This is a genomic window from Salinicola sp. DM10, from assembly GCF_017306975.2.
GTDB lineage: Bacteria > Pseudomonadota > Gammaproteobacteria > Pseudomonadales > Halomonadaceae > Salinicola.
Map to the genome: position 1 here is coordinate 1,933,800 of NZ_JAFLEN020000001.1, position 26,700 is coordinate 1,960,499.

Genomic DNA, 26,700 nt, shown 5'->3' on the forward strand with positions numbered 1-26,700 from the left:
CAGCACGGCTGCCCGATGCCCAATACGCTTCTGGACCCTTTGATCGAACAGCGCCAGCGCGGCCTGCGCCTGGCGCGGCGGATCTATCCGCCGCGCACCCTGGGGCTGGCTGTCGGGGGGCTGTGTATCGGCAGCGCGCTGTTGACGCTGTCGACGCCGCCCTGGGCCTGGCTACTGTGGGCGCTGCAGATCGCCGGCTGGTCGCATCTCGCCTACTGGCGCGCCAAGCGGCACAGCTCACCCTATCACGCCGAACGCCAGAACCTCGGCATCGACAGTCTCCTGGGCGGTTTCTGGCTCGCCGCCATGCACTTCAATCTGCTGCCGACGATCATCGTGCTGAGCATGATCAGCCTCAACAACATCGCCGTCGGTGGCACCCGCCTGCTGTTGCGCGGTATCGCCCTGATGGCGCTGGGCAGCCTGTTCGGCATGTGGCTGATCGCGCCCGGTACGCCACCGCTCATTCCCAGCGCCAGCGTGCTCCTGTGTAGCCTGCCGATGCTGATCGCCTACCCCCTGGCGATCGGCTACATCACCTACCTGCAGGCACGGCAGCTCAGTCAGCAGAAGCGTAACCTGACCGACCTGAGTCGTACCGACGGCCTGACCGGGCTCTACAACCGCCGCTTCTGGGAGGCACAGGTCGCCGCCGAGCAGATCAGTGATGCACCTGCCGTCATCGCCCTGATCGACCTCGACTTCTTCAAGCGCATCAACGACGAGCACGGCCATGGCGTGGGGGATGAAACGCTGCGCGAACTGGCCACGCTGCTGCGTCGTTCGCTGCCGGCGCATTTCCTGCTCGGGCGCTACGGCGGCGAGGAGTTCGGCATCCTGATGCCGGCGACCACGCTGGCACAGGCAGAAACCGCGCTGCGCGCCTTCCAGCAGCGTCTGCACCGGCACACGCCACCGGCGCCGCTGGCGCGAATGCCCACCTGCAGCATCGGCGTCGCCGCCAAGGCGCCGCACATGGCCAGCCACGAGCAGTGGCTGCTGCAGGCCGACCAGGCGCTCTACGCGGCCAAGGGTGCCGGCCGTGATCGCCTCGAGGTCGCGTCTAGTGCGGCATCGCGGAGCCTGCTCGACCTCAGCTAGAATGGCGTTTTCGCCGCCGCCGCAAGGACATCTGCCCATGGCTTGGTTGGAGTACCTGCTACCGCTGATCTTTCTCGCCCCGCTGGGGGCGGCCGCACTGGTGGCGATCACCCTGCGGGACCTGCAGAACGTCGGCCTGCGCTCGCCCCACGACGGCAAGCCGATCCGCGAGATCGCCCAGCTCCACCGCGACCGTCTCGAGCGCGCCCGGGTGGCGTTCTTTCTCGATGCCGCGCTGGCGCCGACCCTGACCCTGATGCCGCTGGTCTACGGCATGGGGCGCATGCTGTTCGCCGACGAGCAGAGCTGGCTCGAATGGTCGCTCTACGGCGCATTCAGCACCCTGCTGGCGATGCTGTTCGGTTTTCTGATCCTGCGCGACGTGCAGCGGGTGCGCCGGCTCACCCGCAGCCTGGCCTCGGAGCTGGCCATCGGTCAGGCGCTGGATCATCTGATCCGCCCGGTGGCCAAGCCCTTCTTCGTGTTCCACGACTTCCCCGCCGACAGCTACAGCATCGACAACGTGCTGGTCACGCCCCAGGGCGTGTTCGTGATCCAGACCATGGCGAGAGACTTCCCCCTCGATCTGGAGGGCAACCCCAACCAGGTCGTGGCGGTGGAGTCCGAGCGGCTGCGCTTCCCCGATGGCAGCCAGCGCAGCATGCTGCGCAAGGTACGCATGGCCACGGTGTGGCTGCGCCAGTGGCTGACGCGCCACACCCAATTGAACGTGCCGGTTAAGGGCGTGCTGGTGCTGCCGGGCTGGACCATCGACGACGAGACCCAGCATCTGGGCAGCGACCGCGAGGTGCAGGTGATCGACGGCGCCGATCTCGCCGCCCAGTTGAGTATCGACGGCAACGAAGTGATCGACGACGAGCAGCGCCAGCGCCTGGTGGAGTTGCTCGACCGCCGCCAACAACAATATCAACGCAAGGCGGCCGCACGCTGATCGCCGCCGCTTTTCCAGGAGATATCATGTCCGCTGCACCCGCATTCGATGTTCTCACCTTCGGCGAAGCCATGGCGATGTTCGTGGCCGACGAGGCCGGGCCGCTGGATAGCGTCGGCCAATTTCACCGGCGCACCGCCGGCGCCGACACCAATGTCGCCATTGGCCTGGCCCGGCTGGGCTTCGACGTGCGCTGGCTCTCCCGGGTCGGGCGCGACCACAACGGCACCTTCCTGCGCCGGGCACTGGAAGCCGAGGGCCTCGACTGCCGCCATCTGATCGATGACCCGGCGCACGCCACCGGGCTGCTGTTCAAGGCGCGCGCCGAAGGTGGCGCCGACCCCCACGTGGAGTATGTCCGCCGCGGCAGCGCCGCCAGCCATCTGTGCCTCGACGACTGCCGCGAAGTACCGCTCGATGCCGCACGCCATCTGCACGCCACCGGTATCCCCCCGGCGCTCTCCGCCACCACCCGCGAGCTCTCCTTCGAGCTGCTCAGCCGGGCCCGCGCCGCGGGGCTGTCGATCTCCTTCGACCCCAACCTGCGCCCCAGCCTGTGGGCCAGCGAGGCGGAGATGAAGCAGACGCTCAACGCCCTGGCGGCCAAGGCCGACATCGTGATGCCCGGGCTCGCCGAGGGGCGCCTGCTCACCGGGCGCGACAGCGCACACGACATCGCCGGGGTCTATCTCGACAGCGGCGCCCAGGCGGTGGTGATCAAGCTCGGCCCCGAGGGCAGCTACTTCCGCACGCGAGACAGCGAAGGCAGCGTCGCCGGCACTCCAGTGGCCAGGGTCGTGGACACCGTGGGTGCGGGCGACGGTTTCGCCGTGGGCATCATCAGCGCGCGTCTCGATGGGCTCGACTGGCCCGCCGCGCTGCACCGCGCCAACTTGATCGGCGCGCGTCAGGTGCAGGTGATCGGCGACATGGAGGGGCTGCCCCGGCGCGCCGAACTCGCCGCCATGGAGCGCAGCGGCGAGGCGATGCCCGGCTGACACGCGGGCGGCGACTCAATCCGGCATTGCAGTCCGCGCCTCGGCCCGAAGCGCGGCCAGCACCGCGGGCTTGAGCGCACCGAGGGCTTCGCCGGAGACCCCGCTCAGCACGATCAGCCGCGTCTGGCGCCCCTGGTGGTAGCCCAGCCACAGCGGTAGCCAGAGCCGCTGCTGAGTGGCAGGCTGCACCCGTAGCGGCCACAGTCGCGGCCTGGCCAGCCGCTCCCACAGCCACCAGCGCGCAAACGCCTCTGGCGAGGGACGCCCCGCCTCACTGATCTCGCCCCCCAGCCGGCTCTCCGCGCGTGCCGGCGCCTCGTGCTCCCAGGCATCGTGGCCCAGCGGCCCGGGCCACAGCAGCGCCCGTGAAAGCCCACTGCGCCCCAGCAGCCAGGCATCCGGCGTCTGCGCCCCGCGTGCCGTCAGCGCCACCGCCCACAGCGCCAGCCAGGCCGGTTCGAAGCGCGCGGCCGCGTAGCGCCGCAGCCGCCGGCTCGCCGCCACGCCATCGATCCGGCGGCGCAGATAGCCCTCAGCCATGGGCATGGGCCCAGAGTTGCAGCCCACCCAGGGCCACCAGCGAGATCACGAACCAGGCCAGCAGGCCGAGACAGCGGGCACGCGTCACGCGGGCATCACGCCCCAGCGGCGTGGCCGCGGCACTGCGCCGGCGCAGCAGCGCCTGCATGTCCGGCGCGGTCTCTTCCAGGGTCACATCGGCGAGCTGATCACGACTCGGCGCCGGGGCGCTGAGGCTGACCGCATAGCCGACCGCCAGCGATACACCGAGCCCCACCGCATTCTGATAGAGCCAGGAGATCCCCAGGTGCGACGCCGCCCACACCGCGGCCATGCCCAGGAGCATGCCCGCCACGGCGCCGCGGCCATTGCTGCGTCGGCTGAGCACCGCCAGCAGGAAGACCCCGAGCAGGGCGCCGTAGAACCAGGAGCCGATCCGATTGACCGCCTCGATCACCGGGCCGAGATTGCCGGCGAAGAAGGCAAACAGGGTGGCGTAGAGCCCCCAGAACACGGTGGCCCAGCGCGACGCCTTGAGGTAGTGCCCCTCGTCGGCGTCGGGCCTGACGAAGCGCGCATAGAAGTCGCGCACGCTCACCGCCGAGAGCGAGTTGAGCGCCGAATCCAGGCTCGACATGGCGGCGGCGAAGACCCCGGCGATCACCAGGCCGGTGATGCCGACCGGAAAGGCCTCGACCACATAGCGCGGGAACAGCTCGTTGAGATTTTCCGGCGGCGTCAGCCCGTGCTGCTGGTAGTACGCCGCGAGCATCACCCCGATGAACAGGAACAGCAGCATCTGCGGCACCAGCAGATAGCCGCCGATCAGCAGCGAACGCTGCCCCTCGGCGATGCTCGGGCTGGTCAGCACGCGCTGGATCTGGCTCTGATCGGTGCCGAAGTAGGCCACGTGCATGACCACCCCACCGATCAGCCCCGCCCACAGCGAGTAGGTCACGCTGGGGTCGAGCGACAGGTCGAAGGTATCGAACATGCCGTGGGCGGCGCCGAAGGCGAAGACGTCACTCCAGCCGCCAGGCAGGCTCGAGACCATCAGCAGCATGCTCAGGATGGCCCCGAGCCAGAGCACGAACATCTGTATCACATCGGTCCAGATCACCGCGCTGATGCCGCCGAGCACGGTGTAGCCGACCGCGATCACCGCCATCAGCACGATGGTCAGATCGACGCTCCAGCCGGTCACCACCGAGAGCACCAGCGCCGGCGCATAGAGCACCACACCGGTGGCCAGGCCGCGGGCGATCAGGAACAGCAGCGCCGCCAGCGACCGGGTCAGCGGCCCGAAGCGCCGTTCGAGCAGCTCGTAGATGCTGTAGATACCGGCGCGATGGAAGATCGGCACCAGCACCACGATCAGCACCGCCATCGCCAGCGGCACGTTGATGAAGGTCACCAGCCGCTCGAGACCGCCTTCGAAGCCCCAGCCCGGCGCACCGATGAAGGTGATCGCGCTGGCCTGGGTCGCCATCACCGAGAGACCGATGGCCCAGCCGGGAATCCTGCGCCCACCGAGAAAGTAGTCCTGGGTCGTCGCCTGCGACTTGCCGAAGCGAGCCCCGACCCAAGCGATGCCCAGCACGTAGACGACCAGCACGATGCTGTCCCAGACAGTGAAAGCCCCCATGAGCCGATCCTCGCGTTGTTTTTGTACGTCGATGTTATACGTCGGTGTTAGCCGTCGATGTCGTCCGTCGAGTGGTGAGGTGTCTTTGAAGCGCCTTGTATCGATGACTTCAGCCTAGCATGTCGTCACACAACCATCGCAACGCCACGTCTCGATAGCCGTGCAGGTACCAGGACAACCCAGCCCGACGCGGCCCGGGACGACGCGCCGTGGGGCATGAGCACTGCTCGTCGGGGCCACTGACAAACTCTCGCGACCCTCTTGCCAAACGTCAGAAAGCCTCGGATGATGCGCTCCCTTCCCCGCTGGCGCGCCTGTCCTCGATGAGGTCTCCGATGCGTTTGATCACTTTCGATGTCTCCCGCACCCTCGGCATGCCGAACGTTCGCTATATCAAGCCCGAGCGCATGTTCGATCATCTGGACGAGATCCAGGCCGCCGACTGGCTGCTGTTCCCCAGTTACTGGCAGGTCAACGTGCTGCTGCATGCACTGCACAAGCGCATCTTTCCCTCCCCGGCGACCTACTATCTGGGGCACGACAAGGTGGAGCAGACCCGTGCCATGCGCGCGGCCTTCCCGCAGCACATTCCGCCCACCGCGATCCAGGCCAATACCCCCTACGGCATCGACGCCGTGGAGGCGGAAATCGGCTATCCGATGATTCTCAAGGAGATTCGCAGCGCCCGCGGCAACGGCGTGCATCTGGTCGAACGGCGCCGCGAACTCGAGCGCTTCGCCGCGGATAACCCGGTGCTCTACGCCCAGCCCAGGCTACCGATCGATCGCGATCTGCGGATCGTACTGGTGGGGGATCGCATTCTCGCCAGCTACTGGCGGGTGACGCCGTTGGGCGGCTATCGCGCCAACGTGGCCCAGGGTGGCCGGATCGACCACGAGGACATTCCCGAGGCGGCCGTCGCGCTGGTGAAGCGGGTGGCGGCGGCGTTCCAGATCGATCATGGCGGCTTCGATGTCGCCATGCTCGGCGAGACGCCGATACTGTTCGAGTTCAACCGTCTGTTCGGCACCCAGGGCATCGCCGACGCCGGTCGCGTGACCGGCGCGGCGATGCTCGACTGGTTGGGGCGGCGCGAACTCGGCCTCACCGCCCCGGTGCCCGAGGCGGCAGAGCTGCCGCCGGCGTGGGAACCGCCGACGGAGACCGCCTGCGAACCGCGACCCTGACGCTGTCAGGGCCGCGGATCACTCGCCTCAGGCCGGCGGCTGCTCGGGGCTGTCGGGCATGTTGATGCTGCCCGGCTCTTCGCGGTTGAGATGCAGGAACTGCAGGTGGCGCTCGTACTGATCGAGCATGTCGTCGATCACCTGCTCGCGGGTGTAACCGGCCAGGTCGTAGCCCTGGCTGCCTTCGAGCAGATAGACCTCTAGGCGGTAGTAGCGGCTACTGCTGCGCGGCGTGCGCATGGCGAACGAGGGCGTGGCGAACGGGTGCGTCCAGATCTGATAGGTGAAGTTCTGCTCGCTGCCGAGGTCGACGTAGAGCGACAGATAGTCGTCGTCATTCTGCGTGCCCTCGCTGATCTGTACCTTCACGCCCTGGCCTTCGAGCTCGTCGCGCACCGCCTCCATCGCCGGGCGTCCGGTCTGCTCGAGGAACTGACGTGCCTCGTCGCGGGTGGGGAAGGACATCGCCCGCTTGAGTCGCTTGCGCCAGTCGTAACCCGTATCGCGCCCGCCGGCAGACATGCGCCCGGAGAGCGACCCGGAGAGACTGAGCCGGTGGCTGTCCTCCTTGAAGGCCTCCACCTTCAGTGCCCGGTAGAGCCCGGCCATCATGAAGAAGAGCACGATCGAGAACGGCAGCCCGGTGATCACCACCGCGCTCTGCAGCGTCGAAAGCCCCCCGGCGAGCAACAGCGACAGGGTCAGCACACCGATCACCGCCGACCACAGGATACGCATCCAGATCGGCGCATCGCTGTTGACGTCCTTGAGGATCGAGGTGAAGTTCGACAGCACCAGCGCCCCGGAGTCCCCCGAGGTGACGAAGAACACGATCGCCAGCACGCTGACCGCGATGGTAGTGAACACCGGCCACGGATAGGCCTGCAGGAACAGATAGATGCCCGCCGGCGGGTTGTTCATCACCTGCTGGCCGAAGTCGTGGGCACCGTTCATCGCCATGTCCAGCGCGCTGTTACCCAGAATCGACATCCAGATCATCATGAAGGCGATCGGCAGCGTCAGGGTGCCGGCGACGAAGGTGCGGATGGTGCGCCCGCGCGAGATGCGCGCCAGGAACAGCCCCACGAACGGGCCCCAGGCGATCCACCAGGCCCAGAAGAAGATCGTCCAGGCGTTGAGCCACTCGGTCGGGCGATCGAAGGCGTAGGTGTTGAACGACAGCGAAATGAAGTCGGAGAGATAGTCGCCGACGTTCATTACCAGAGCGTTGAGCAGGAAGATGGTCTTGCCGGCGAAGAGCACGAACAGCAGCAGCGCGACCGCCAGCAGAATGTTGAACTCCGACAGCCGCCGGATGCCCTTCTCAACCCCAGTGACCGCGGAAATGGTGGCGAACAGCACGATCATCAGCACCAGAATGGTCTGGGTCCAGACGCTCTCGGTGATACCGAACATGAAGTCCAGGCCGTAATTGAGCTGGATCACGCCGATCCCCAGGCTGGCGGCGATGCCGAATACCGTGCCGAGTACCGCGGCGATATCCACCGCATGGCCGATCGGGCCGTAGATCTTCTTGCCGAAGATCGGATAGAGCGCGCTCGAGATGGTCAGCGGCAGGTTGTGGCGGTAGCTGAAGAACGCCAGCGACATCCCCACCAGCGTATAGATACCCCAGCCCGAGATGCCCCAGTGCAGGAAGGTCAGCTCCATGGCGTGGCGCGCCGCCAACACCTGGTCGCTGGGTACCTGCGGCGACTGGTAGAACTGGGTCAACGGTTCGGCCAGGGCGAAGAAGATCACGCCGATGCCGATACCCGCCGAGAACAGCATCGCCGACCACGAGAAGATATTGAAGTCGGGCCTGGCGTGCTCTGGCCCGAGGCGGATCTTGCCGAAGCGCGAGACGCCCAGGAAGATCACGAAGGCGAGATAGATGACGACGGTAAGAAAGTAGTACCAGCCGAAGGTGTTGGAGATCCATCCCAGCAGCGCGTTGATGAGCGCATTGGCCTGCTGGGTAGCGACCATCGCCCAGATCGAGAAGGCGACGATGCCGATCACCGAGCCGTAGAACACGACGGGATTGAGTCGGTCTCGGGCTGGTGAATTATTATCGGTTTGTGTGTGCATACGATATCCATCCGGTGTCGAAATGACGTCCGGCGCGTCACGCCCAGAGGGCTCCCCGGGCGACGACGAACCGTCGACCACAGCGCGTTGTTCCCGCTGTCCCTCGCGGGGCGCTGCGATCTTGCTTTGAGTTAAGTCGACTTGGGGCATACCGGCCAGGGCGACTTTCAACGCCCGCCCTCCCCGCGGTCAACGCAACCCGGCACCACCTGGCGTACTACCGCGCGAGGCGCCCGGACACGAAGACCACCAAGAAGGCGTCACGCATCTTTATTGATTGACCGTTCAATTAAAATACGGCGTTATGCTGCGACTTTCAACCGCACCTATCTCGCCTTTCTTCGGTGCGGACTGGCACCGAACGGGGCTCAAAGCCATCGCGCTGGGGCCCGCGCGTGGCGCGTCCCGCTATGGCCAACGGCTTGCCCTGACAGGCTCGATGAACCAAAAAAAGGCGCCTCCCCGCTTGGGGAGGCGCCTTCGATCACCGCTGTGACGAGCGCTCAGATGCCGATCAACGCATCCAGCCAGCCACTGGGGTAGTGCAGATTGAGCAGCGCCTGCATGCCGAGCAAAAAGGCCGCGATCCCTGCCGCGATCGCCAGCGCCGTTGCCCAGCGCGCCTTGGCCACGCCGCGCAGGAATACGAACGCCATCAGCGTCGCCGCGCTGACGAATCCGAGCAGCGAAGCCACCACGACCAGCCCCAGCAACCCGGCCAGCCATAGTAGCGGCTCACCCAATGGCTGTGCTTCCCAGCGCGCGCCGCGGCGCCACGCCTCCAGCGCGCTCAGCGCCGCCCCCACGGCCATGATCGTGATCGCCAGCCGCGGGAAGATACCGCCGAGGAAGGAGAGCCCGCTAATGTCGTACCAGGACGCCGCCGCAAGCAGTAGCAAGCCCACCACCAGCAGCACATCGACGCGCCCAAAGGTGGGGGCTGCCGGTGTCTGTTGCGGCGAACTGATGCCGGCACCGACGGCCAGCGGACGCCGACGGCTCAGCAGGCGCTTGCCCAGCGGGAACAACAGCGCCAAGGCGATTAGGCCTAGGATGATCAGCACCCCAGGGCGCAGGAAGGCCGACATGCCCTGGAACTGTACGCTCTGATAGAAATAGGTTTCTGCCCCCGGTGCCAGCACGAAGCCGATCAAGAACGCCGGTCGCGACCAGCCGGCACGCTTGAACAGCACCCCGACCGCACCCACCGCCAGCAGCGTGTACCAGTCACCCAGCGAACGCGTGGCCTGGTAGGCAGCGAACATGATCAGCGTGGTGATGACCGGCGCCAGCAGCACGAACGGAATCCGCGTCAGCTGCGCTACCGGGCGCGCCAGCACCAGACACAGCGCCGCGCCCAGGATGTTGGCCAGCGCCAGCGACCAGATGATGGTGTAGGTCAGGTCGAGGTGAGTGGAGATCATGCTCACCCCCGGCTCCAGGCCGAGCAGCAGCAGGCCGCCGAGGAAGATCGCCGCCGTGCCGGAGCCCGGCACGCCGAACAGCAGCGTAGGCACCATCGCCCCGCAGGCGCAGGCGTTGTTGGCCGATTCCGGGGCGATCACACCGCGGATATCGCCCTGGCCAAAGTGCTTCTCCCCCTTGGCCGTGCGCGAGGCGAAGGCGTAGGTCAGCCAGTCGACCACCGAGCCCGCCAGCCCTGGGATGGTGCCGATGAGGCTACCCATGCCGGCACATTTGGCGACCAGTCCGCGGTTGTCGACCACGTCGCGAATCCCCTGGCGCCAGCCGTGCCCCAGCGAGGTACGCTCACGGGCGATGCTGCCGCGCTGGATCAACAGGTCGATGATCTCCGGCAGGGCGAAGATCGCCAGGCCCACCACGATCAGCGGGATACCGTCGTAGAGATAGCCCACATCCAGGTTGAGGCGGAACTCGCCCGTGGCCGGCGCGGTGCCGATCGCCCCGAGCAGCAGCCCCAGACCGCACGCCGCCATGCCCTTGAACTGACTCTCGCCGGAAAGCACCGCGACCATCGCCAGCCCCAGCAGCGTGAGCACGAACAGCTCCGCCGAGGAGAACGCCAGCACCAGCGGCCGCGCGACCAGAATGAAGCCGGTCAGTACCACTGCCCCGATCACCCCACCGCACAGCGAGGAGAGAAAGGCACTGGCCAGCGCCCGCGCGGCCTGCCCCTTCTTGGCCAGCGGAAAGCCATCCATCACCGTGGCCTGGGAAGCGCTCGAGCCAGGTATCCCCAGCAGTACCGAGGTAAAGGTGTCGCCAGTGGGAATCACCGCCACCATGCCCATCAGCATGCCCAGCGCCAGTCCCGGCGACATGCCGTACAGGAACGGCAGCAGCAGCGCCATGCCGGCGATACCGCCCAGGCCGGGAATGATCCCCACCAGCAGCCCCACCAGCACGCCGAAGCCCATGTAGAGCAGATGGGCGCCGCTGAACACCTCGCCCAGGCTCGTCATCAACGCATCGATCATCGTTGTCTCTCCTTGGCCGGCCTTGGCGCCGGCCCTTGATCAGCGCGTGGCAACGCGCACGCCATAGCGTGACTTGAGCCAGTCGATCACCCACTGGCGGCGCGCGTCGCTGAGCTGCATGGCAGAGTCGAGCTGCTTGGCCGCGACCTCACCCACGACAGGCGTGTACGGGCCGACCTGATTGCGCGCCGCGGTCAGGAAGTCTTCGCGCTCGGGCAGCGTCGCCGCGGCCTGACGGTAGGCCTTGATCAGTGCCGGCGGGGTGTCCTTGGGCACCAGCAGCAGCTTCTGCAGGGCATAGCCGGAGGCAAAGAACTTGTGGAACACCTGGTAGGCGATGTCGTCGCGGCTATGACCAGGCTGCGCCAGATAGAGCTCGGAGAAGGTCGGCAGATCGGGGAAGGCTGGGTCACGCTCGATGACGTTGTCGGCATTCATCACCCCGAGCGAGAACAGCGGCACTGCCTTGCCCGCTTCGACCAGTGGGGCGACGTTGCTGAAATAGGCCGACGTGGTCTGGAAATCGACCCCCGCCTCGCCGCGCTCGAACGCCAGCCGCCCTTCGCCTCGGCTGCGCATGCCGAACACCGGCTCCACCTTCAGACCCAGCAGGTCGAAGGCCAGCAGCACCGGCATCTCGAGCCCGGTGGGGGTCTGCATGGCGAACTTGGTCGGCGACTCGCGCAGCGCGGCGAGAATCGTATCCGTATCCTTGCCGTAGCCCGGCTGGGCGTAGACCACGCCGCCGGTGGGCGCGGCGATGATCGGCGTCCACTTGGCGTAGTCGTAGCGCACCCGCGGATCGTCGAGCATGGCCGGGAACTGGGTCGAGGCCGAGGTCACCAGCATCTGTGATCCATCGGCATCGGCGCGGGCATAGAACAGATTGGTGCCGGTGATCGAGCCGCCACCGGGCACGTTGTCGATCACGATGGTCGGATGCGAGGGCAGCGCTTCCCCCATCCAGTGCGACATGAAACGGGCCCAGACATCGGTACCGCCACCGACCCCGAAAGGCACGGTCCACTCGAGCGTATCGGGTACCGTCGCGGTCTCCGCGGCCTGTGCGCCCAACGGCAGCAGCGCCGCGGCCAGCGCGAGGACGCAGCGGCGGCCAACTCGGGGGAAAAAGGTGTGTGTGCGCTTGGCGTGCATGGCACTTCTCCTCATTGATGTTGTAGCTGTTATGGCTGTTGTGTCGTCATCTCGTCGGCTCGCGCCATGCTCAGCCGATTGCTGCATCGGAGTCGCTGGATACTGTCTCGGGCACGTAGACGTTGCCGCTGAAGAGCCGCCGCGCGGTACGGATCAGTGAACAGCTCGGCCATGCCTGCCCCGTCGGCCAGCGCGCGATCACCCCGAGCTTGCCACTCGGATGCTCGAACTCGAGCAAACCGTTCGCTCCCGGCGCGCCGGCCAGATCCCTGACCAGACTCTGCCCATCGGCGCAAGCCACCGCCAGCCCGACTGCACCGGTGATCGCCAGTGCCCGATGGCAACGCTGTGGCATGAAATAGCGCACGCACAGCGTGCCACCGGCGGCGGGCGCACTGATCAGCACCGGCTTAGGAATCACGCGCTCGCGCACGTCGCCCAGTCCCATGGCCGCACCGGCCTGAAGACGAATCGACTCCAGCCGTTCCAGCAGCTCGCTGTCACCGTCCAGCGCCTGAGGTGTTTCGTCACCGCACTTGCCGAGATCGGCGGCGCGTATCAGCACCATCGGCATGGCGGCATCGATGCAACTCACCTCGATCCCGTCGATCGTGTCCACCGGCTTGCCCGTGGGGTAGAGCTTGCCGGTCTTGGCCCCCACCACGTTGCGAAACTCCAACAGCACCGGCGCGGCGCTGCCGGGCACGCCATCGATATGCGTATCGCCGACGTAGCTCACCTGCCCGCCCGGCGTGCAGATCTCGGCATCGATCAGGCTGCCAGTGTTGAGGTTGCGGATGGTCAGCCGGGTGACGTCTCCCGTCGCGGCGACCAGGCCCTGCTCGATGGCGAAAGGCCCCACGGCGCTGAGCATGTTGCCGCAGTTTGGGGAGGTATCCACCCGGCGCTGCTCGACCATCACCTGCACGAAGAGATAGTCGACGTCGACCCCAGGCTCGGCGGAAGGCGTGACGATGGCGACCTTGCTGGTCTGCGGATAGCCGCCGCCGATGCCATCGACTTCGAGTTCGTTGCCAGACCCCATCAGGGTCAGCAGCAGCTCATCGCGTTCCGCAGGATCGCTGGGCAGATCGTGCCCCAGAAAGACCGGCCCCTTGGAGGTGCCGCCGCGCATCAGGACGCAGGGTATGGCTCGCATGACGTGTTTCCTTTCCCGTGACGGCCCTCATGGCCGACAAGTGACGGGGAAGCTCGCATGCTTGAAATCGCCATTCCAATGCCATTATCGTGACCATTGATGCATATTACGCATCAATTGCAGGTTTGAACGCAACCTTTTGATAAAAAAGAGAAAAACGAAATCTCCGGAGGCCAACCATCGACATGTCGGCAGAGAGGCATTCGACTAATGAACTATGAGATTCAGCAGATCCAGGCCTTCCTCAAGGTTGCCGAGCTGGAAAGCTTCCAGGCCGCCGCTGAGGCGCTCAACCTGTCGCAGCCGGCGCTGAGCCGACGCATCCAGAAGCTTGAAGCGGTACTCGGTACCCCACTGCTGGCGCGCACCACGCGCAAGGTGAGCCTGACCACCGTGGGCCGCGACTTCTTCCCCCAGGCCAAGCGCCTGCTCGACGAGTTCGACCACGCCCTGTTCAACATTCGCGCCCTGGCGGAGAACCGCATCGGTCAGATCACCCTCGCGTGTATTCCCACCGCAGCGTTCTATTTCCTGCCCGCGGTGATCCGCGAGTACAACGCCCGCTACCCCAATATCCGCATCCGCCTGCTCGACCTCAGCGCCAACGACGGGCTCGGCGCCGTACTCAGCGGCGAGGCCGAATTCGGCATCAACATGCTCAGCGGGCACCACCCGGACATTCGCTTCACGCCGCTGGTGGTCGAGCCCTTCGTGCTGGTATGCCGCCACGATCACCCGCTGGCCGCGCAGTCGCAGGTGACCTGGAGCGAGCTGAGCGAGCACAAGCTGATCGGCGTGGGCCGGATGAGCGGCAACCGCATGCTGCTGGACCACGAGCTGTCGTCACTGACCCAGCGCCCGACCTGGTTCTACGAGGTACAGCATCTCTCGACCTCGCTGGGGATGGTGGAAGCGGGCCTGGGCGTGGCCGCGGTGCCGCGGCTGTCGATGCCGGACGACGAGCACCCGCTGCTGGTGCAGCGCCCGCTGGTCGAACCGCTGGTCAAGCGCACGCTCGGCATGGTGCGCCGCCGCGACAGCGCGCTCTCGCCGGCCGCGGAGCGCTTCGTCGAGACGCTGCTGCGGCACTGGGACCGCGGCGAAGGAGGCGAAAACGGCGGGCCGATATATCTCTAGGCGTTTATAACGCGGTATGGGCCAGCGCAGTACTTTCAGACAGTGCCTAATCTTTAGGCAGGCAGTCCCTAAACTTTGGACAGACAGTTCCTGAGCTTTAGATGCGATTGATATCTCATGCTTTGGGCGAAAATGCGTCTTTTTTGGCCGCTATCTCACACGCTTTGTAGCCGATCGCTTACAAACATTTCTCGCCTGATGCGTTATCCTGATTCTCTGACCCTTTTTCTCTGACCCTCGTCGACCGGCTTCGCCACCGCGATCAGGAAAACCGCATGCTCAACGATCTTCTCGACACCTTCGATATCGATCTGTCGCAGTCGCAGCGGCTGCTGACTCTCGATATCGCCGGCACCGCCCTCGTGCCCCATCGGCTGGTGGGCGAAGAGCGCGTCAGCGCCCCTTTCACCTACACGCTGGACTGCATCTCCCAGCAGGGCGATATCGAGCTCAAGACGCTGATGGCGCAGCCGGCGCGGCTCTCGATCCTGCAGGCCGACGGCAGCTACCGCCCGCTGCATGGGCTGGTTTCCGAGGCCGCGCTGCTGGGCGAAGATGGCGGCGTCACCTACTACCAGCTTACCCTGGTGCCGTGGCTCGCCATGCTCGGCCTGGGCCGCGACAGCCGCATCTTCCAGGATCGCAGCGTCGTCGATGTGCTCACTGCCGTCTTTGACGATTACGACCTCGCCAAGGGGCGCTACCGCTTCGATTTGCGCCGCGACTACCCCGCCAGAAGCTACTGCGTGCAGTATCGCGAGAGCGATCTGAACTTTATTAGCAGGCTTCTAGAAGAAGAAGGATTATGGTTCTATTTCGAACATTCAGGGTCCTCAACCTCTGCTGACAACGGCCAGGATAACGCCTCGTCGACAGAATCCGAGGCGGACTTCGACGGCCATCGGCTGGTGATCACCGACGATGTCGATACCACTCAACCGGTCAGCCCACAGGCGATCCGCTTCCACCGCCAGGCGGCCACCGAACGCGAAGATGCTCTGACCCAGTGGGGCGGCGTGCGTACCCAGCAGCCCACCCGGGTCAGCGTGGGTACCTTCGACTACAAGCAGCCCTCACTGACCAAGCGCACCGGGCTGGATACCCTCAGCGACCAGGGCAACCTGCCTAAGACCGAGCTCTACGACTATGCCGGCGAGTACTACTACCACGGTTATGAGCGCGGCGAACGCCTGACCGAGAATCGCCTGGAAGCGCATGAGTCCCGCGCCAAGCGCTTCCGCGGCAGCGGCGGCGCGCGCCAGCTCCAGGCCGGGCGCTGGTTCGAACTCACCCAGCACCCGCTGCACGACAGCGGCGGCGAGGCCGAGCGCCAGTTTTTGCTGCTGGGCGTCACCGTCCACGCCGAGAACGCCCTGCCGGTCTCGGCCCAGCTCCAGGCGCTGCCGGGCAGCCTGCAGCCCCAGCTCGACGCCGCCAAGCAGGCGCACGGGCTGGAAGACGAAGGCGATAGCGAGCGTCTCTCCGACTACATGAGTGGCGGCACCGGCCACTTTCTGGTCGATCTCGAGGCCCAGCGCCTCAGCCAGCCCTACCGCCATCCGCTGACCCACCGCCGCCCGGTGATCGGCGGGCCGCAGACCGCCACCGTGGTCGGTCCGGCCAATGAAGAGATCCACACCGATCACCTCAACCGCGTGCGCGTGCAGTTCCACTGGGACCGCCAGGGGCAGAACGATGAAAACAGCAGCGTCTGGCTGCGGGTCTCCCAGCCCAACGCCGGCGCCGGCTGGGGCGGGGTTTTCGTGCCGCGTATCGGCCAGGAAGTCCTCGTCGACTTCCTCGAAGGCGACGCCGACCGCCCGCTGATCACCGGCCGGGTCTACAACGGCGAGCAGACCCCGGACTGGCACAGCCACGGCCTGCTCTCCGGGTTCAAGAGCAAGACCTACCGCGGCAGCAAGTACAACGAGCTGGTGTTCGACGATGCCACCGACCAGGAGCGGGTTCGCCTCAACTCGGAAGCCGATAAGAGCCAGCTCAACCTCGGCTATCTGATACACCAGACCGGCAACATCCGCGGCGCCTTCCGCGGCACCGGCTTCGAGCTGCGCACCGATGCCTATGGCGCCATTCGCGCCAATCAGGGGCTCTACCTCACCAGTTGGGGCCAGCTCGGCGCCAGCGGCGACCAGCTCGATTTGACGCCGGCACGGCAGCAGCTCGACAGCGCCTACCAGCTCACGGACACGCTGAGCCAGAGTGCCCAGGATCACAACGCCGAAGCACTCGACAGTCGTACCCACCTCAAGCAGGCGGGCGAAGACGCCGACGACACCTACGGCAACAGCGAACAGCTTGCCGGTTCATCAGGACAGACCGATCAGAGCAACGCCCGTGGCGCCACCGACAGCGGCGGCCGCGGCGAAGCGGCACGTATGAAAGCGCCGTGGCTGCATATGGCCTCGCCCGCCGGTATTACGCTGAGCACACCGGAATCGACCCATCTCGCCCAGGGCCGCTCGCTGAGCGTCTCCAGCGGAGAGGACGTCAACGTGGCCACCGGCAAGAGTCTGGTCGCCTCGATCTCCGAGAAGCTCTCGCTGTTCGTCTACCGTGCCGGCATGAAACTGTTCGCCGCCCGCGGCAAGGTCGAGGTGCAGGCGCAGGATGGCGAGATGGCCTTCACCGCGGAGAAAGGCGTCCAGGTGACCTCCACCGAAGGGCGTATCGAAGTCCAGGCCGAGAACGGCATCCTGCTGCAGAGCGGTGGCGGCTATATCCGCATCGAAGGCGGCAATATCGAGGTTCACTGCCCGGGTGCTGCGGACTTCAAGGGCGCCCAGCACAACTTCGGTGGGCCGACGAGTCTTAGTCGGACCCAACCCGAGCTACCTGATGCGCAGGGGCCATTCGAGGAGTTCTTCACGCTGAAGGACAAGGAGTCGGGCAAACCTCTCGCCCATGCGCGTTATCGCGTGTCGACCGCCGAAGGGCGGGTCATGACAGGTCGCAGCGATAGCGAAGGAAAAACCCAGAAAATCTTCACGAGCAAACCTGAGGAAATCCAGGTAACGATACTGGATCGGTTCGACGACGCCGAGGGAGAACTGTCATGAGTCAGGGCGTTAAAGCCGACGGCAACACTCAGACCAGAAACAAGAGCAAAGGCCAGGATGCCTACCACGCGCCGGCGGATCAGCTTTTCTATATGGTCGGCAAAGGTACGATTCTCGCTGTGCCCCGCGAGGATATGCCGGATCTACTCGCTGAAATGCGTCTGCTCGAAAGTGTCGTCGAGTCTCAGCAGCAGGCGACGAGCCATCTCAAGAGCTGTCAGGACAAGTACATTCAGATCAAACAGGGCGACTACTTCAAGCCCGAAGACCGCGTCGTGCTGTCAGAATCGGATAGTGCCGAGAAGTTAGAGAGCGAAGTCGTCAAGGCGCAGTCTGCACTGGACGAAGCGAACAACGCGCTCATCGAGCAGATGACGCCGCTGACACAACTCAGTGACAATACCAACCACATCAGCGAACTCATCCCCATTCAGCGACGCGGCGGCCACGCCTCTGCCGTGGGCTTCAAGATGACCTACGTGCGCTCACAGAAAATCCAGAACCACTGGAGGAAGTATCGGCTGACCTCTCAAGCCGATACGACGGGCGGTGACGACAGCGTCATCACGCAGGGCAAGGTCGACTGGAAGAAGCTGAAGCAGCAGCTCACGGATATCAGTGGAAGCACCTCGATCAAAACAGACATTCCGTGGTTCGACGACTGGATGAAGCTGGAAGATCAGCACAAGGAGCTCTTCCAGTGGAGCGAACACATCAACGAAAACCTTCAGATCGCCCGCTCCTATCAGAGTGGAGGCGAGCATGACGTGGACAGCCTCAAAGTCGACCTCAGTGCGGAAGCACAACTGATGCGATGGTCCTACGGGGCGAGCGGTCTCAGCGGTGAAGCCAACCCATTCAAGAAAAAAGGCGCCATCAAGGCCAGTGGACACGCAGAGCTGATGCTGGCGGAGGCCAAGGCGTCCATCGACTGCTACGAGCCGCCGGGCGGATACATGATGGCCTTTGCGGGCATGAATCTTGGCATGCTGCGCTCTCACACCATTCTGAGCGTGGCCGGCGGCATCGGCGCCAGTATCGCCGCAGAACTCAATATCGATGCGGAGTTCAGCGGCAGCGGCGCCAAGGCCAAGGGCGTCAGGGGTTCTTCAAGGAACAGGGGGGTTCCAGGAAAGCAAACCGTCGATATGTCGCTACCCGACAATAGCCAGGGTGGCGAACTTGGTGCCTTTATCGGTGGTCAGCTCGAAGCCACCGTGGCAGGACAGGTCGAGTGGAAAAGCCCAGAGAGCGAGAAATTCGAGCCCTTTGCGAAAATTGCCCCGGCGTTGGCAGCCCAGGCAGGTATCGGAGGCGAAGCGACATTTAAAATCTCATATGCAGGCGGGAAATTCAGAATTCTTGCAAAGGCGGCTCTCTGCTTCGGGGTAGGTGCGAAAGGTAAACTATCGCTAGAGGTAGATGGCAGCTTAATACTGGAATTCGCAAAATGGGTCGCATATCAACTCAAGAATGCAGACTATGGCAAGCTAGACTTCATAGACGAGGAAGCTTTCGAGGCCTTGTCGGAAATAATAGTCCTGGCAGCACAGTACGGAGAAAGTCTCGCAAACTATATGTACGAAACAACCGGCATTATAAAACGTACTGCACAGGGTGCGTTAGCCGATCTTCAAAACAGCCTAGAATCAGCAAGTGAGCGTGGTGAACTGGTCGTCAGAATCAACTCGGACCCAGATTTTCTGCGGTATGCCACACCAGACGCCAAAGGCGCCATAATTTATCGATTAATGCAAACAAACGCTTTCGACAACCTCGACCCAGACAACCGCACCACAGATTACAGCGACTTGAATTTTTGGCGCTTTGGGTACATGACGCAGCGTAAAAGAGCAATCATAAGAGTTTTCACTTGGGTGCAATCCAAAAAAGAATACGAAAACATAATGCAAAGAATAAAGGCAAGCACAGACAGCTCAAACATTTCGGTGCATGAAGGGGAAGAAGAGCTACTTGAATTTTTGGGCCGAGGAGAAATGCCCATACTTTCAAGCCACTACCCAGAGAACCTAATCTCATTTTATAAAAGCTTGCGCAACAAAGCTAACAAAGGAGATCCCATAATCCGAAACGACATGGAGGAGTATCTAACCCAAAATGATATCTCGAATGACTTTGACAAACCATGCTTCAATTCAACGCAATGTTTACTAAAGCCTGAAAGTAGAATAGCGTAGTATATGCAGGTGGGAAAATCCCACCTGCACTATTACCCACCACCTATCGGCTCTCATTCAAAACGCAGCGAAATGTATTGGGATACAAGGGTTCGTTAGATAGCACAGGATTATTGTCTATTGACAGATCGGGCTTTGCGTGGCGTCGATTCACTGTTAACAAATCTCTTCCTTCACTGCCTAGCTCACCACCACGACGGACTTTTTCCAAACCATGCTCCGGCCCGGAAGGATTCATCTTTGGAGATTTTTTATAGTAATCTTTATCATACCAATCACTTACCCACTCAAATCCATTCAACCCCATCTGATAGATCCCGAGAGGGTTAGGTGGGTAACTAGCGATCACACCAGGTGAGAGTGAATCATTGGCAGATGTCGCCTCTTTACGCTCTTCCGGAGTAGAGTGATTAACACCGGGCTTTAGCGTTCCGTCATCAGTTGCAAAAGGTCGAAACTCTCCACGATTGCGAGCAGCATATTCCCACTGTGCCTCTGTTGGCAATGAAAATGATTGGCCTGTCTTTCTTGACAGCCATTCGCAATAATCATGAGCTTGATACCAATCCACTCCCGCTGGCACGTTAGGTGCTCGGTATTTTGCCTCTGGCCCTTCATTGTTAATATTGGGCTGACCAGAGGCCTCTGTAAATACATCGTAATCCGCGTAAGAAACCTGACGACTGGAGATGAAAAAGCCATCCAGCTCAACCTCATGCAAAACCTTGTTGTCATCGTAAAAACTATAAGGAAGATTGTTCGCCTTAGGATCGATTTGGCCAAAATCGCCCATTTGAAAGCTACCACCTTTCACATAGACCAAGTTTTCTTTGGTCTTCTTGATCAACGCATCTACCGCTTGTTGGTTTTTCGAGTCAGCCTGACCATCGCTACAGGCAACCAAGCTCAAAGTCGACAGCGCCACCAAAGTAAATCGCAACTTCATAGGTTTTTCCTCTTTTGGGGTTCCGGTGCAGCAACCAAACCGGGGGTTGACGCATCGACGAACGTCCACATTAAACGCATATGAGGCATGTCGACAGCCCCAATTCAAAATCATTTCACCATAATAGAAAGCTAGGTTTTAACTTGCTATTCAATCGCACTCATCCCTTCAGCAACCAGCCACAAAGTTTTGCAAAACGTCTTCTACCAAGCATGAAATGCTCATTAAATCACCTCCGAATGGCAACACCCCTAATTCGTGGAAGACCCTGCTATAACGCACCGAAAAGTGTTTATTTTTGCCGACTGCTTTCTCTTCTTAAAAATATCTAGATCCTTGTCGGCCCCTTCGGGCACTTTCAAGCTTAGATCCGGACTGTAAGGGTTGCGTATAACGGTAACCAAACCTAAAGAGCTTTCCCCCGTCGCGCCTCCCCGGCGCACTTTCAAAGTGCCGGAATCAGGACCCTTGGGATTATGTTCAGGTGATTTCTCATAATAACCCTTATCATACCAGTCGCTCACCCACTCATATCCATTGAGCCCCATCTGGTAAAGGCCAAGAGGATTGGGAGGATATTTTTTGGCAACAGGGAAGGGGGAATACGCGTCACTTTGAGGCGTCACCTCCATCCTCTCACTTCGGGTAGGATAGTTTTTACCAGGTTCGAGCTTTCCATCATCGGTAGCATAGGGCATCATACGCCCACGACTACGAGCAGCATATTCCCACTGAGCTTCAGTCGGCAAAGAGTAATCTTTACCGGTCTGCTTAGACAACCACTGACAATATTTATTCGCCTTATACCAGTCTACTCCAGCAGGAAGATCCGAAGCATTTCTCTGACCTTTCTGCTCGTTGTATTCTATTGCAGGTTCATTTATCGACTTGGCATAGACACTGAAGTCAGAGTAGGTCACCTGCCTATCTTGTATGTAAAAATCATCTAGGGTGACTCGATGAAGATATTTGTCATCTTGATTCACGCTATAAGGAAGCTTTTCAGACTTGGGGTCGATTTGGCCAAAATCGCCCATCTGAAAGCTACCACCTTTCACATAGACCAAGTTTTCTTTGGTCTTCTTGATCAACGCATCTACCGCTTGTTGGTTTTTCGAGTCCGCCTGACCATCGCCACAGGCAACCAAGCTCAAGGCCGATAGCACCAACAGAATCAACCTCGGCTTCATAGATGGCTCCTCTTCTATTTTTCTACATATAGAAATATCTTATGCGCATGGCCGGCGCTACTGTCTGCTTGTCCTGAATAATCTACATCACCAGGGCCGATTTTCGCTTAGCGGTCCAACGCTTGATCTCGTCGTTCATCTCGATGCTCACAGGTGTCTCCTTTTTGGATAACACCCTGAACAGGAATTCACTGGGTCATTACAGTTTTCATACAAAGCAAAGGCTAGTTTGTCTGGTCGACCACACAACGAACTGTGCTCATGCTGTAGGGTTGTTTTTTTTCCGGATCAACCTCTACGTCGCTGCCCTTCGGTGGAATCTGAGTCAGATCCGGATTATAGGGCGTTCGTATAACGGTGACCATGCCCAAAAAGCTTTCTCCAGTAGCTCCCCCTCGGCGTACTTTGAGTGTCCCGGATTCAGGGCCAGTCGGGTTAAGCTCCTGTGAATACTCGTAATAGTCCTTACCATACCAGTCGCTGACCCACTCATAACCATTAAGCCCCATCTGATAGATACCCAAAGGGTTGGGAGGGTACTTTTTGGCAATAGTGTAAGGTGCCGTAGGGCTGTTACCCGGCGTAGCCTTACGTCTATCTTCTCGAGTAGGATAGTTTTTGCCTTCTCGCAAAATGCCATCATCTGTAGCATAGGGCATCATTTTCCCGCGATTTCTAGCAGCGTATTCCCATTGGGCTTCGGTCGGAAGTGCGAAAGGAAGGCCGGTTTGCTTTGCCAACCATTGGCAATAATCCCGGGCCTGATACCAGTCCACGCCCGCCGGCACGTCAGGAGCGCGGGTTCGACTACTATAGTTGTTCGTGTTGATTTTGGGTTGGCCGGTAGCTTCGGTGTAAGTATCATAATCGGCGTAGGAAACCTGACGATCCATTATATAATAGCCGTCAAGCGTAACCTTATGGAGGTGTTTGTCGTCTTCCCCAACACTCCATGGCAAATGATCAGCCTTAGGGTCTTTGGGCCCAAAATCCCCCATCTCAAAGCTGCCACCTTCCACATAAACTAGATGCTTCTTGGTTTTTTTGATCAGCGCATCAACCGCTTTCTCTGTATCTTGGCTGGCACCGCTTTGCCCACAGGCAGTCAACAAACAAGACAACAAAAACACCAAAGCGCATGAAAGCTTCATACTTTCACCTATCCTGTGTACTCGGCATAGCGAAACGCACCAATACTGCCTGACTTCATACAATTTTACCTCACGGGCTCATTGACCACGCACCTAAAAGTCGTTTCAAAAGGAGCCCGTGTCGAGAGCATCTCTCCCAGGCGCGGGTTATCGATCGCGTCAGAAGCGTCTCGTGTCAGATCCGGCTTTGCCTTGCTACGGTAGACAGTCAGCATCCCTTGATCTGAGGCGCTGAACCCACCACCACGAAGTACTTTCTCTGTTCCTTCTTCAGGGCCCATCGGATTTTTCTCGGGAGAATGCTCATAATAATCCTTTCCGTACCAATCATTCACCCATTCGAATCCATTCAACCCCATCTGATAGATGCCCAATGGATTAGCTGGAATCGAAGCTATCTCAAATGCCTTTGGCGCTGCCCCATCAACTGTTGTCTTCCTGATTTCTGCCTTAGAGGGAGCATTTTTTCCACGTTCAAGTGTACCGTCATCTGTAGCGTAAGGCCAAAACTCACCACGATTTCTGGCAGCATATTCCCACTGTGCCTCAGTAGGCAAGGCGTATGGTCGCCCCGTTTTTTCTGCCATCCACTGACAATAGTCGTGTGCTTGATTCCAACTAACACCTACGGGAACATTGGGACTCTGGAATCGCGCCCCAAAACCTTCGATACTGACATCTGGCTGCCCCATAGACTTTGTGTAAACATAGAAGTCAGAATAAGAGACCTGACGCGAAGCCATATAATACCCATCCAGGGTCACTTCATGCAGGTGCTTATTGTCTTCACCATAAGTATAAGGTAACTTCCCGGCCTTAGAGTCGACTTGTCCAAAATCGCCCATCTGAAAGCTACCACCTTTCACATAGACCAAATTTTCTTTGGTCTTCTTGATCAGTGCATCGACCGCCTGCTGGTTTTCCGGATCAGCGTTGCTCTGCCCGCATGCTGTTAGAGAGAGCGATATTATCGCTGCCAGTATCGACCAAGGTTTCATGAGCGCCTCGCGCTTCCGATATCGCCAACATGATGCCATATAAGATGGCACGGTAGAGGGCAAAACTGTCAATACCGGTAACGGCGGGCAGTAATGGTTATGTCACCCGGTGATATGTTCAAGAAGCACTAAGTTTAATGAGCAGGCACCAAGCGAACGGCAATGCCCTTGGGCACACCGATGAGCGCAACGCCGCGGGTTCTAACGCTCTCACTGAGGTCGAGATGGCAGGGCGTTGCGCCCTGCCGCGCTTCCCTCAATCCCCCTTGAGGCGGCCGCCCATCTCCTGGGCGAGTTCGACCGCGTAGTGGTCGGTCATGCCACCGATGAAGTCGAGCATGCGGCGGTAGCTGGCGTAGAGCGACCAAGAGGGTTTGGGGGTGTTCTCACCGATCAGCGCCAACACGCGCTGATGCTTGAAGGATGACTGACCGGTGTGGTGCAGCTCGTGGGCGGCGCCGATAAAGGCTTCGAGCAGGATGCCCAGGGTGGTGTAGGCGCCGATTTCCAGCTTGGCCTTGCGCTCGTTCTGGAAGATGCGCTCACGCGCGAGCTGCTTGGCCGCGGACACGCCCCAGGCCAGGTCCGGGTGGCACAGTTCGAGCAGGTCGTCGGTCAGGGTGCCATTGAGCAGCGCCTGCTCATGCTGGACGAAGACATCGCCGACCTCGTTGACCGCGCGCTCCATCGCCGCGCCGCGCAGGGCGGCGATACGGCGGCGCTGGGAGACCCCGGCTTCCTGCATGCCCGGGTAGCCCTTGGGCGGCTCTCCGGCGATCTGCAGCAGTACTTCCGCGACTTCATCGAAGCGCAGAATGCCCATCTCCAGGCCATCTTCCAGGTCGAGCAGCGCGTAGCAGATATCGTCGGCGGCCTCGACCAGATAGGCCAGCGGGTGGCGGCACCATTTGGACTCCCCGGCCGGCTTCATGCCAAGCCGGTCGACCACCTCGGAGAGCAGGTGCTTCTCCGACTGATAGCAGCCGAACTTGCCCATCTTGCCGCCGTGCTCGACCGTCCACGGATACTTGAGCAGCGTGCCCAGGGTCGCTGCCGAGAGCCGCATGCCGCCGCGGAACTGGTTGTACTCGATCTGGGTGACGATGCGGAAACCCTGGGCGTTGCCTTCGTAGGTGAGCAGGTCGGCACGCTCGGCCTCGTCCAGCCCATCGAGCAGGCCACCGCCCTGCTGCTCGGTCCACTTGAACCAGTCGCGGATGGCGTACTCGCCGGCGTGGCCGAACGGCGGGTTGCCGATGTCGTGCCCCAGGCAGGCCGCCTGCACGATCACCCCCAGGTCCGCCGGGCTGACCCACTCGGGCAGCCGCTCGCGAAGCTGTTCGCCGACGATCATCCCCAGGCTGCGACCGACACAGCCGACCTCCAGCGAGTGGGTCAACCGGGTGTGGATATGATCGTTGTCGGTGAGCGGGTGCACCTGGGTCTTGCGCCCCAGGCGCCGGAACGAGCCGGAGAAGACGATGCGGTCGAAGTCCTTGTGGAAAGGACTACGCCCCACCTCGCCGCGCGAGGTGCGGGCGTCGTGTAGACGCACGGGGTCGAGCAGGCGCTCCCAGTGCATGGCGGTCATCGGTATCTCCGTTCGAAAGGACAGCGGCTCACTGCCGAAAGGGCGCTAGGCACTGCCTGAAAAGTCGACGAGCGAAGCCCAGGCAAGGCAAAAATCGGCGAAAACGCGGAGTTTACGGGGTGTAAATGAGCATTTTGAGCCGATTTTTAACGCCGCATGGGCGAGCGCAGTACTTTTCAGGCAGTGCCTAGGTGTTCCCGTCAACGCCTAGCATGCCGATAGCTCGGGACGAAGAAAAGCGCTCGCCCCGGCATCGCGCCTCGTCGATGCTGGTGCTTACTCCTTGACGTCCATGTATTCGCGCGCCCAGATGCGGTACTCCTCCAGGGTGGAATAACGCGTCGAGAGACGCGAGGCGTCGAGGTCGTTGGTGGCGATGTCGCGCTGCTCGCGCAGGCAGTCGTAGGTCGCCTTGATCGCGGCGAAGTAGGCGGCGTGGCCGTTGACCACGATGCGCACGCCGAGCTTGGCCAAGCGCGCACGGTCACGCAGCGCCGGATTGTCGTAGGTGACCAGCATCAGCGGTACGGTCAGTACCGAGGCCAGTGTCTCGAGATGCTCGAAATCGCGCACGCCGACCAGGCAGATGGCGTCCACGCCGGCGGCCTGATAGGCACGAATCCGTGCGACCGCGGCGTCGTCATCGAGCTGCCCGGCGTTGGTGCGAGCGATGATCGACATCGCCGGGTCGATGCGCGCTTCGAGGGCGGCGCGCATCTTGCCCACGCCCTCTTCGACCGGAATCAGGTCGGTGGACTTGTGGCCGTACTGCGCCGGCAGCAGGGTGTCTTCGATGGTCAGGGCGGCGACCCCGGCGCGCTCCAGCTCGGTGATCGTGCGCATGACGTTGAGCGCGTTACCGTAGCCGTGGTCGGCGTCGGCGATCACCGGCAGCCGCGCCACGCGGCCGATCCGGGTCGCCTGCTCGACGAACTCGCTCAGCGTGATCAGTGCGAAGTCGGGCGCCGCCAGCACCTGCAGCGAGGCCACCGAACCGCCGAGAATGCCAACCTCGAAGCCCAGATCGGCGGCAATACGCGCCGACATCGGGTCGAACACCGAGGCGGTGTAGTAGCACTCGTCGTTGGCCAACAGTTGGCGGAAGGCGTTGCGCAGATCGTGCTGGGAAGGTGTCGCCACGGAAGA

At 61.9% G+C, this 26,700-nt stretch carries 19 protein-coding genes; 7 read left to right on the top strand and 12 right to left on the bottom strand.

Going from position 1 to position 26,700, the window contains the following annotated elements; genetic code table 11:
- Positions 1 to 15 precede the first annotated feature (15 nt).
- From J0A90_RS08645 to J0A90_RS08655, 3 genes are read left to right on the top strand one after another with little or no spacing between them, the layout of a single operon-like run.
- On the top strand, positions 16 to 1,101 hold the full coding sequence (locus tag J0A90_RS08645) for a diguanylate cyclase (protein ID WP_207033547.1): 1,086 nt from the start codon (positions 16 to 18) through the stop codon (positions 1,099 to 1,101).
- Between the two features lie 37 nt (positions 1,102 to 1,138).
- Positions 1,139 to 2,053: a nuclease-related domain-containing protein gene (locus J0A90_RS08650; RefSeq protein ID WP_233076626.1), complete on the top strand. Its 915-nt coding sequence runs from the start codon at positions 1,139 to 1,141 to the stop codon at positions 2,051 to 2,053.
- Between the two features lie 26 nt (positions 2,054 to 2,079).
- Positions 2,080 to 3,051, top strand: coding sequence for a sugar kinase (locus J0A90_RS08655; RefSeq protein ID WP_207033552.1), 972 nt, complete (start codon positions 2,080 to 2,082; stop codon positions 3,049 to 3,051).
- Positions 3,052 to 3,066: 15 nt separating this feature from the next.
- Here J0A90_RS08655 and J0A90_RS08660 read toward each other — a convergent pair whose 3' ends face one another.
- Together J0A90_RS08660 and J0A90_RS08665 are read right to left on the bottom strand one after the other, a co-directional pair.
- Complete coding sequence (locus J0A90_RS08660) at positions 3,067 to 3,591, bottom strand: hypothetical protein (RefSeq protein ID WP_207033554.1); 525 nt, start codon at positions 3,589 to 3,591, stop codon at positions 3,067 to 3,069.
- Positions 3,584 to 5,215, bottom strand: a complete 1,632-nt coding sequence (locus J0A90_RS08665) for a sodium:solute symporter (RefSeq protein ID WP_207033556.1) — start codon at positions 5,213 to 5,215, stop codon at positions 3,584 to 3,586. The genes J0A90_RS08660 and J0A90_RS08665 overlap by 8 nt, the downstream gene beginning before the upstream one ends.
- Before the next feature lie 335 nt (positions 5,216 to 5,550).
- Between J0A90_RS08665 and J0A90_RS08670 the strand changes: the two genes are divergently transcribed.
- Positions 5,551 to 6,402, top strand: a complete 852-nt coding sequence (locus J0A90_RS08670) for a RimK family alpha-L-glutamate ligase (protein WP_207033558.1) — start codon at positions 5,551 to 5,553, stop codon at positions 6,400 to 6,402.
- Between the two features lie 27 nt (positions 6,403 to 6,429).
- On the opposite strand, the gene betT is transcribed toward J0A90_RS08670, so the two are convergent.
- The 4 genes from betT to J0A90_RS08690 form a co-directional block, all read right to left on the bottom strand.
- The gene (gene betT, locus J0A90_RS08675) at positions 6,430 to 8,493 is read right to left on the bottom strand and encodes a choline BCCT transporter BetT (RefSeq protein WP_207033560.1); all 2,064 of its coding nucleotides are present in this window, start codon (positions 8,491 to 8,493) and stop codon (positions 6,430 to 6,432) included.
- A gap of 503 nt (positions 8,494 to 8,996) precedes the next feature.
- Positions 8,997 to 10,952 carry a tripartite tricarboxylate transporter permease gene (locus J0A90_RS08680; RefSeq protein ID WP_207033562.1) on the bottom strand — a complete coding sequence of 652 codons (1,956 nt, stop codon included), beginning with the start codon at positions 10,950 to 10,952 and terminating at the stop codon, positions 8,997 to 8,999.
- Positions 10,953 to 10,991: 39 nt separating this feature from the next.
- Entirely contained in the window at positions 10,992 to 12,107 is a 1,116-nt protein-coding gene (locus J0A90_RS08685; RefSeq protein WP_207033564.1) for a tripartite tricarboxylate transporter substrate binding protein, read from the bottom strand.
- A gap of 70 nt (positions 12,108 to 12,177) precedes the next feature.
- Positions 12,178 to 13,266, bottom strand: coding sequence for a 4-oxalomesaconate tautomerase (locus J0A90_RS08690; protein WP_207033566.1), 1,089 nt, complete (start codon positions 13,264 to 13,266; stop codon positions 12,178 to 12,180).
- A 210-nt stretch (positions 13,267 to 13,476) separates the two neighbouring features.
- On the opposite strand from J0A90_RS08690, the gene J0A90_RS08695 reads away from it, so the two are divergent.
- The 3 genes from J0A90_RS08695 to J0A90_RS08705 all read left to right on the top strand — a co-directional run bounded on the left by J0A90_RS08695 (position 13,477) and on the right by J0A90_RS08705 (position 19,678).
- A complete protein-coding gene (locus J0A90_RS08695; RefSeq protein WP_035477269.1) occupies positions 13,477 to 14,403 on the top strand; it encodes a LysR family transcriptional regulator in 927 nt (308 codons plus the stop codon).
- 275 nt (positions 14,404 to 14,678) lie between these two features.
- The gene (locus tag J0A90_RS08700) at positions 14,679 to 17,480 is read left to right on the top strand and encodes a type VI secretion system Vgr family protein (protein WP_233076627.1); all 2,802 of its coding nucleotides are present in this window, start codon (positions 14,679 to 14,681) and stop codon (positions 17,478 to 17,480) included.
- Entirely contained in the window at positions 17,477 to 19,678 is a 2,202-nt protein-coding gene (locus J0A90_RS08705; protein ID WP_207033568.1) for a hypothetical protein, read from the top strand. The genes J0A90_RS08700 and J0A90_RS08705 overlap by 4 nt, the downstream gene beginning before the upstream one ends.
- Positions 19,679 to 19,721: 43 nt before the next feature.
- Here the strand turns inward: J0A90_RS08705 and J0A90_RS08710 are convergent, their stop codons facing one another.
- From J0A90_RS08710 to J0A90_RS08735, 6 genes are all read right to left on the bottom strand, one after another.
- Complete coding sequence (locus J0A90_RS08710; RefSeq protein WP_233076628.1) at positions 19,722 to 20,624, bottom strand: SUMF1/EgtB/PvdO family nonheme iron enzyme; 903 nt, start codon at positions 20,622 to 20,624, stop codon at positions 19,722 to 19,724.
- Between the two features lie 251 nt (positions 20,625 to 20,875).
- Positions 20,876 to 21,814 (bottom strand): formylglycine-generating enzyme family protein, encoded by a 939-nt coding sequence (locus J0A90_RS08715; protein WP_233076629.1) that lies wholly within the window; start codon positions 21,812 to 21,814, stop codon positions 20,876 to 20,878.
- A 224-nt stretch (positions 21,815 to 22,038) separates the two neighbouring features.
- The gene (locus J0A90_RS08720) at positions 22,039 to 22,965 is read right to left on the bottom strand and encodes an SUMF1/EgtB/PvdO family nonheme iron enzyme (RefSeq protein WP_207033574.1); all 927 of its coding nucleotides are present in this window, start codon (positions 22,963 to 22,965) and stop codon (positions 22,039 to 22,041) included.
- 65 nt (positions 22,966 to 23,030) lie between these two features.
- Positions 23,031 to 23,963 carry an SUMF1/EgtB/PvdO family nonheme iron enzyme gene (locus J0A90_RS08725; protein ID WP_207033576.1) on the bottom strand — a complete coding sequence of 311 codons (933 nt, stop codon included), beginning with the start codon at positions 23,961 to 23,963 and terminating at the stop codon, positions 23,031 to 23,033.
- A 256-nt stretch (positions 23,964 to 24,219) separates the two neighbouring features.
- Positions 24,220 to 25,554, bottom strand: a complete 1,335-nt coding sequence (locus J0A90_RS08730) for a deoxyguanosinetriphosphate triphosphohydrolase (RefSeq protein ID WP_207033579.1) — start codon at positions 25,552 to 25,554, stop codon at positions 24,220 to 24,222.
- A 276-nt stretch (positions 25,555 to 25,830) separates the two neighbouring features.
- Entirely contained in the window at positions 25,831 to 26,694 is an 864-nt protein-coding gene (locus tag J0A90_RS08735) for an oxaloacetate decarboxylase (RefSeq protein WP_207033581.1), read from the bottom strand.
- Positions 26,695 to 26,700: the final 6 nt, after the last annotated feature.

Excerpts from the sequence above, each read along its gene's own strand:
- J0A90_RS08720 (WP_207033574.1), bottom strand. The coding sequence starts at position 22,965 with ATGAAGCTTTCATGCGCTTTGGTGTTTTTGTTGTCTTGTTTGTTGACT.
- J0A90_RS08690 (WP_207033566.1), bottom strand. The coding sequence starts at position 13,266 with ATGCGAGCCATACCCTGCGTCCTGATGCGCGGCGGCACCTCCAAGGGG.
- J0A90_RS08645 (WP_207033547.1), top strand. The coding sequence starts at position 16 with ATGCCCAATACGCTTCTGGACCCTTTGATCGAACAGCGCCAGCGCGGC.
- J0A90_RS08715 (WP_233076629.1), bottom strand. The coding sequence starts at position 21,814 with ATGAAGCCGAGGTTGATTCTGTTGGTGCTATCGGCCTTGAGCTTGGTT.
- J0A90_RS08725 (WP_207033576.1), bottom strand. The coding sequence starts at position 23,963 with ATGAAACCTTGGTCGATACTGGCAGCGATAATATCGCTCTCTCTAACA.
- J0A90_RS08670 (WP_207033558.1), top strand. The coding sequence starts at position 5,551 with ATGCGTTTGATCACTTTCGATGTCTCCCGCACCCTCGGCATGCCGAAC.
- J0A90_RS08705 (WP_207033568.1), top strand. The coding sequence starts at position 17,477 with ATGAGTCAGGGCGTTAAAGCCGACGGCAACACTCAGACCAGAAACAAG.
- J0A90_RS08655 (WP_207033552.1), top strand. The coding sequence starts at position 2,080 with ATGTCCGCTGCACCCGCATTCGATGTTCTCACCTTCGGCGAAGCCATG.
- J0A90_RS08650 (WP_233076626.1), top strand. The coding sequence starts at position 1,139 with ATGGCTTGGTTGGAGTACCTGCTACCGCTGATCTTTCTCGCCCCGCTG.
- betT (WP_207033560.1), bottom strand. The coding sequence starts at position 8,493 with ATGCACACACAAACCGATAATAATTCACCAGCCCGAGACCGACTCAAT.
- J0A90_RS08680 (WP_207033562.1), bottom strand. The coding sequence starts at position 10,952 with ATGATCGATGCGTTGATGACGAGCCTGGGCGAGGTGTTCAGCGGCGCC.
- J0A90_RS08685 (WP_207033564.1), bottom strand. The coding sequence starts at position 12,107 with ATGCACGCCAAGCGCACACACACCTTTTTCCCCCGAGTTGGCCGCCGC.
- J0A90_RS08700 (WP_233076627.1), top strand. The coding sequence starts at position 14,679 with ATGCTCAACGATCTTCTCGACACCTTCGATATCGATCTGTCGCAGTCG.
- J0A90_RS08660 (WP_207033554.1), bottom strand. The coding sequence starts at position 3,591 with ATGGCTGAGGGCTATCTGCGCCGCCGGATCGATGGCGTGGCGGCGAGC.
- J0A90_RS08695 (WP_035477269.1), top strand. The coding sequence starts at position 13,477 with ATGAACTATGAGATTCAGCAGATCCAGGCCTTCCTCAAGGTTGCCGAG.
- J0A90_RS08665 (WP_207033556.1), bottom strand. The coding sequence starts at position 5,215 with ATGGGGGCTTTCACTGTCTGGGACAGCATCGTGCTGGTCGTCTACGTG.
- J0A90_RS08710 (WP_233076628.1), bottom strand. The coding sequence starts at position 20,624 with ATGAAGTTGCGATTTACTTTGGTGGCGCTGTCGACTTTGAGCTTGGTT.
- J0A90_RS08730 (WP_207033579.1), bottom strand. The coding sequence starts at position 25,554 with ATGACCGCCATGCACTGGGAGCGCCTGCTCGACCCCGTGCGTCTACAC.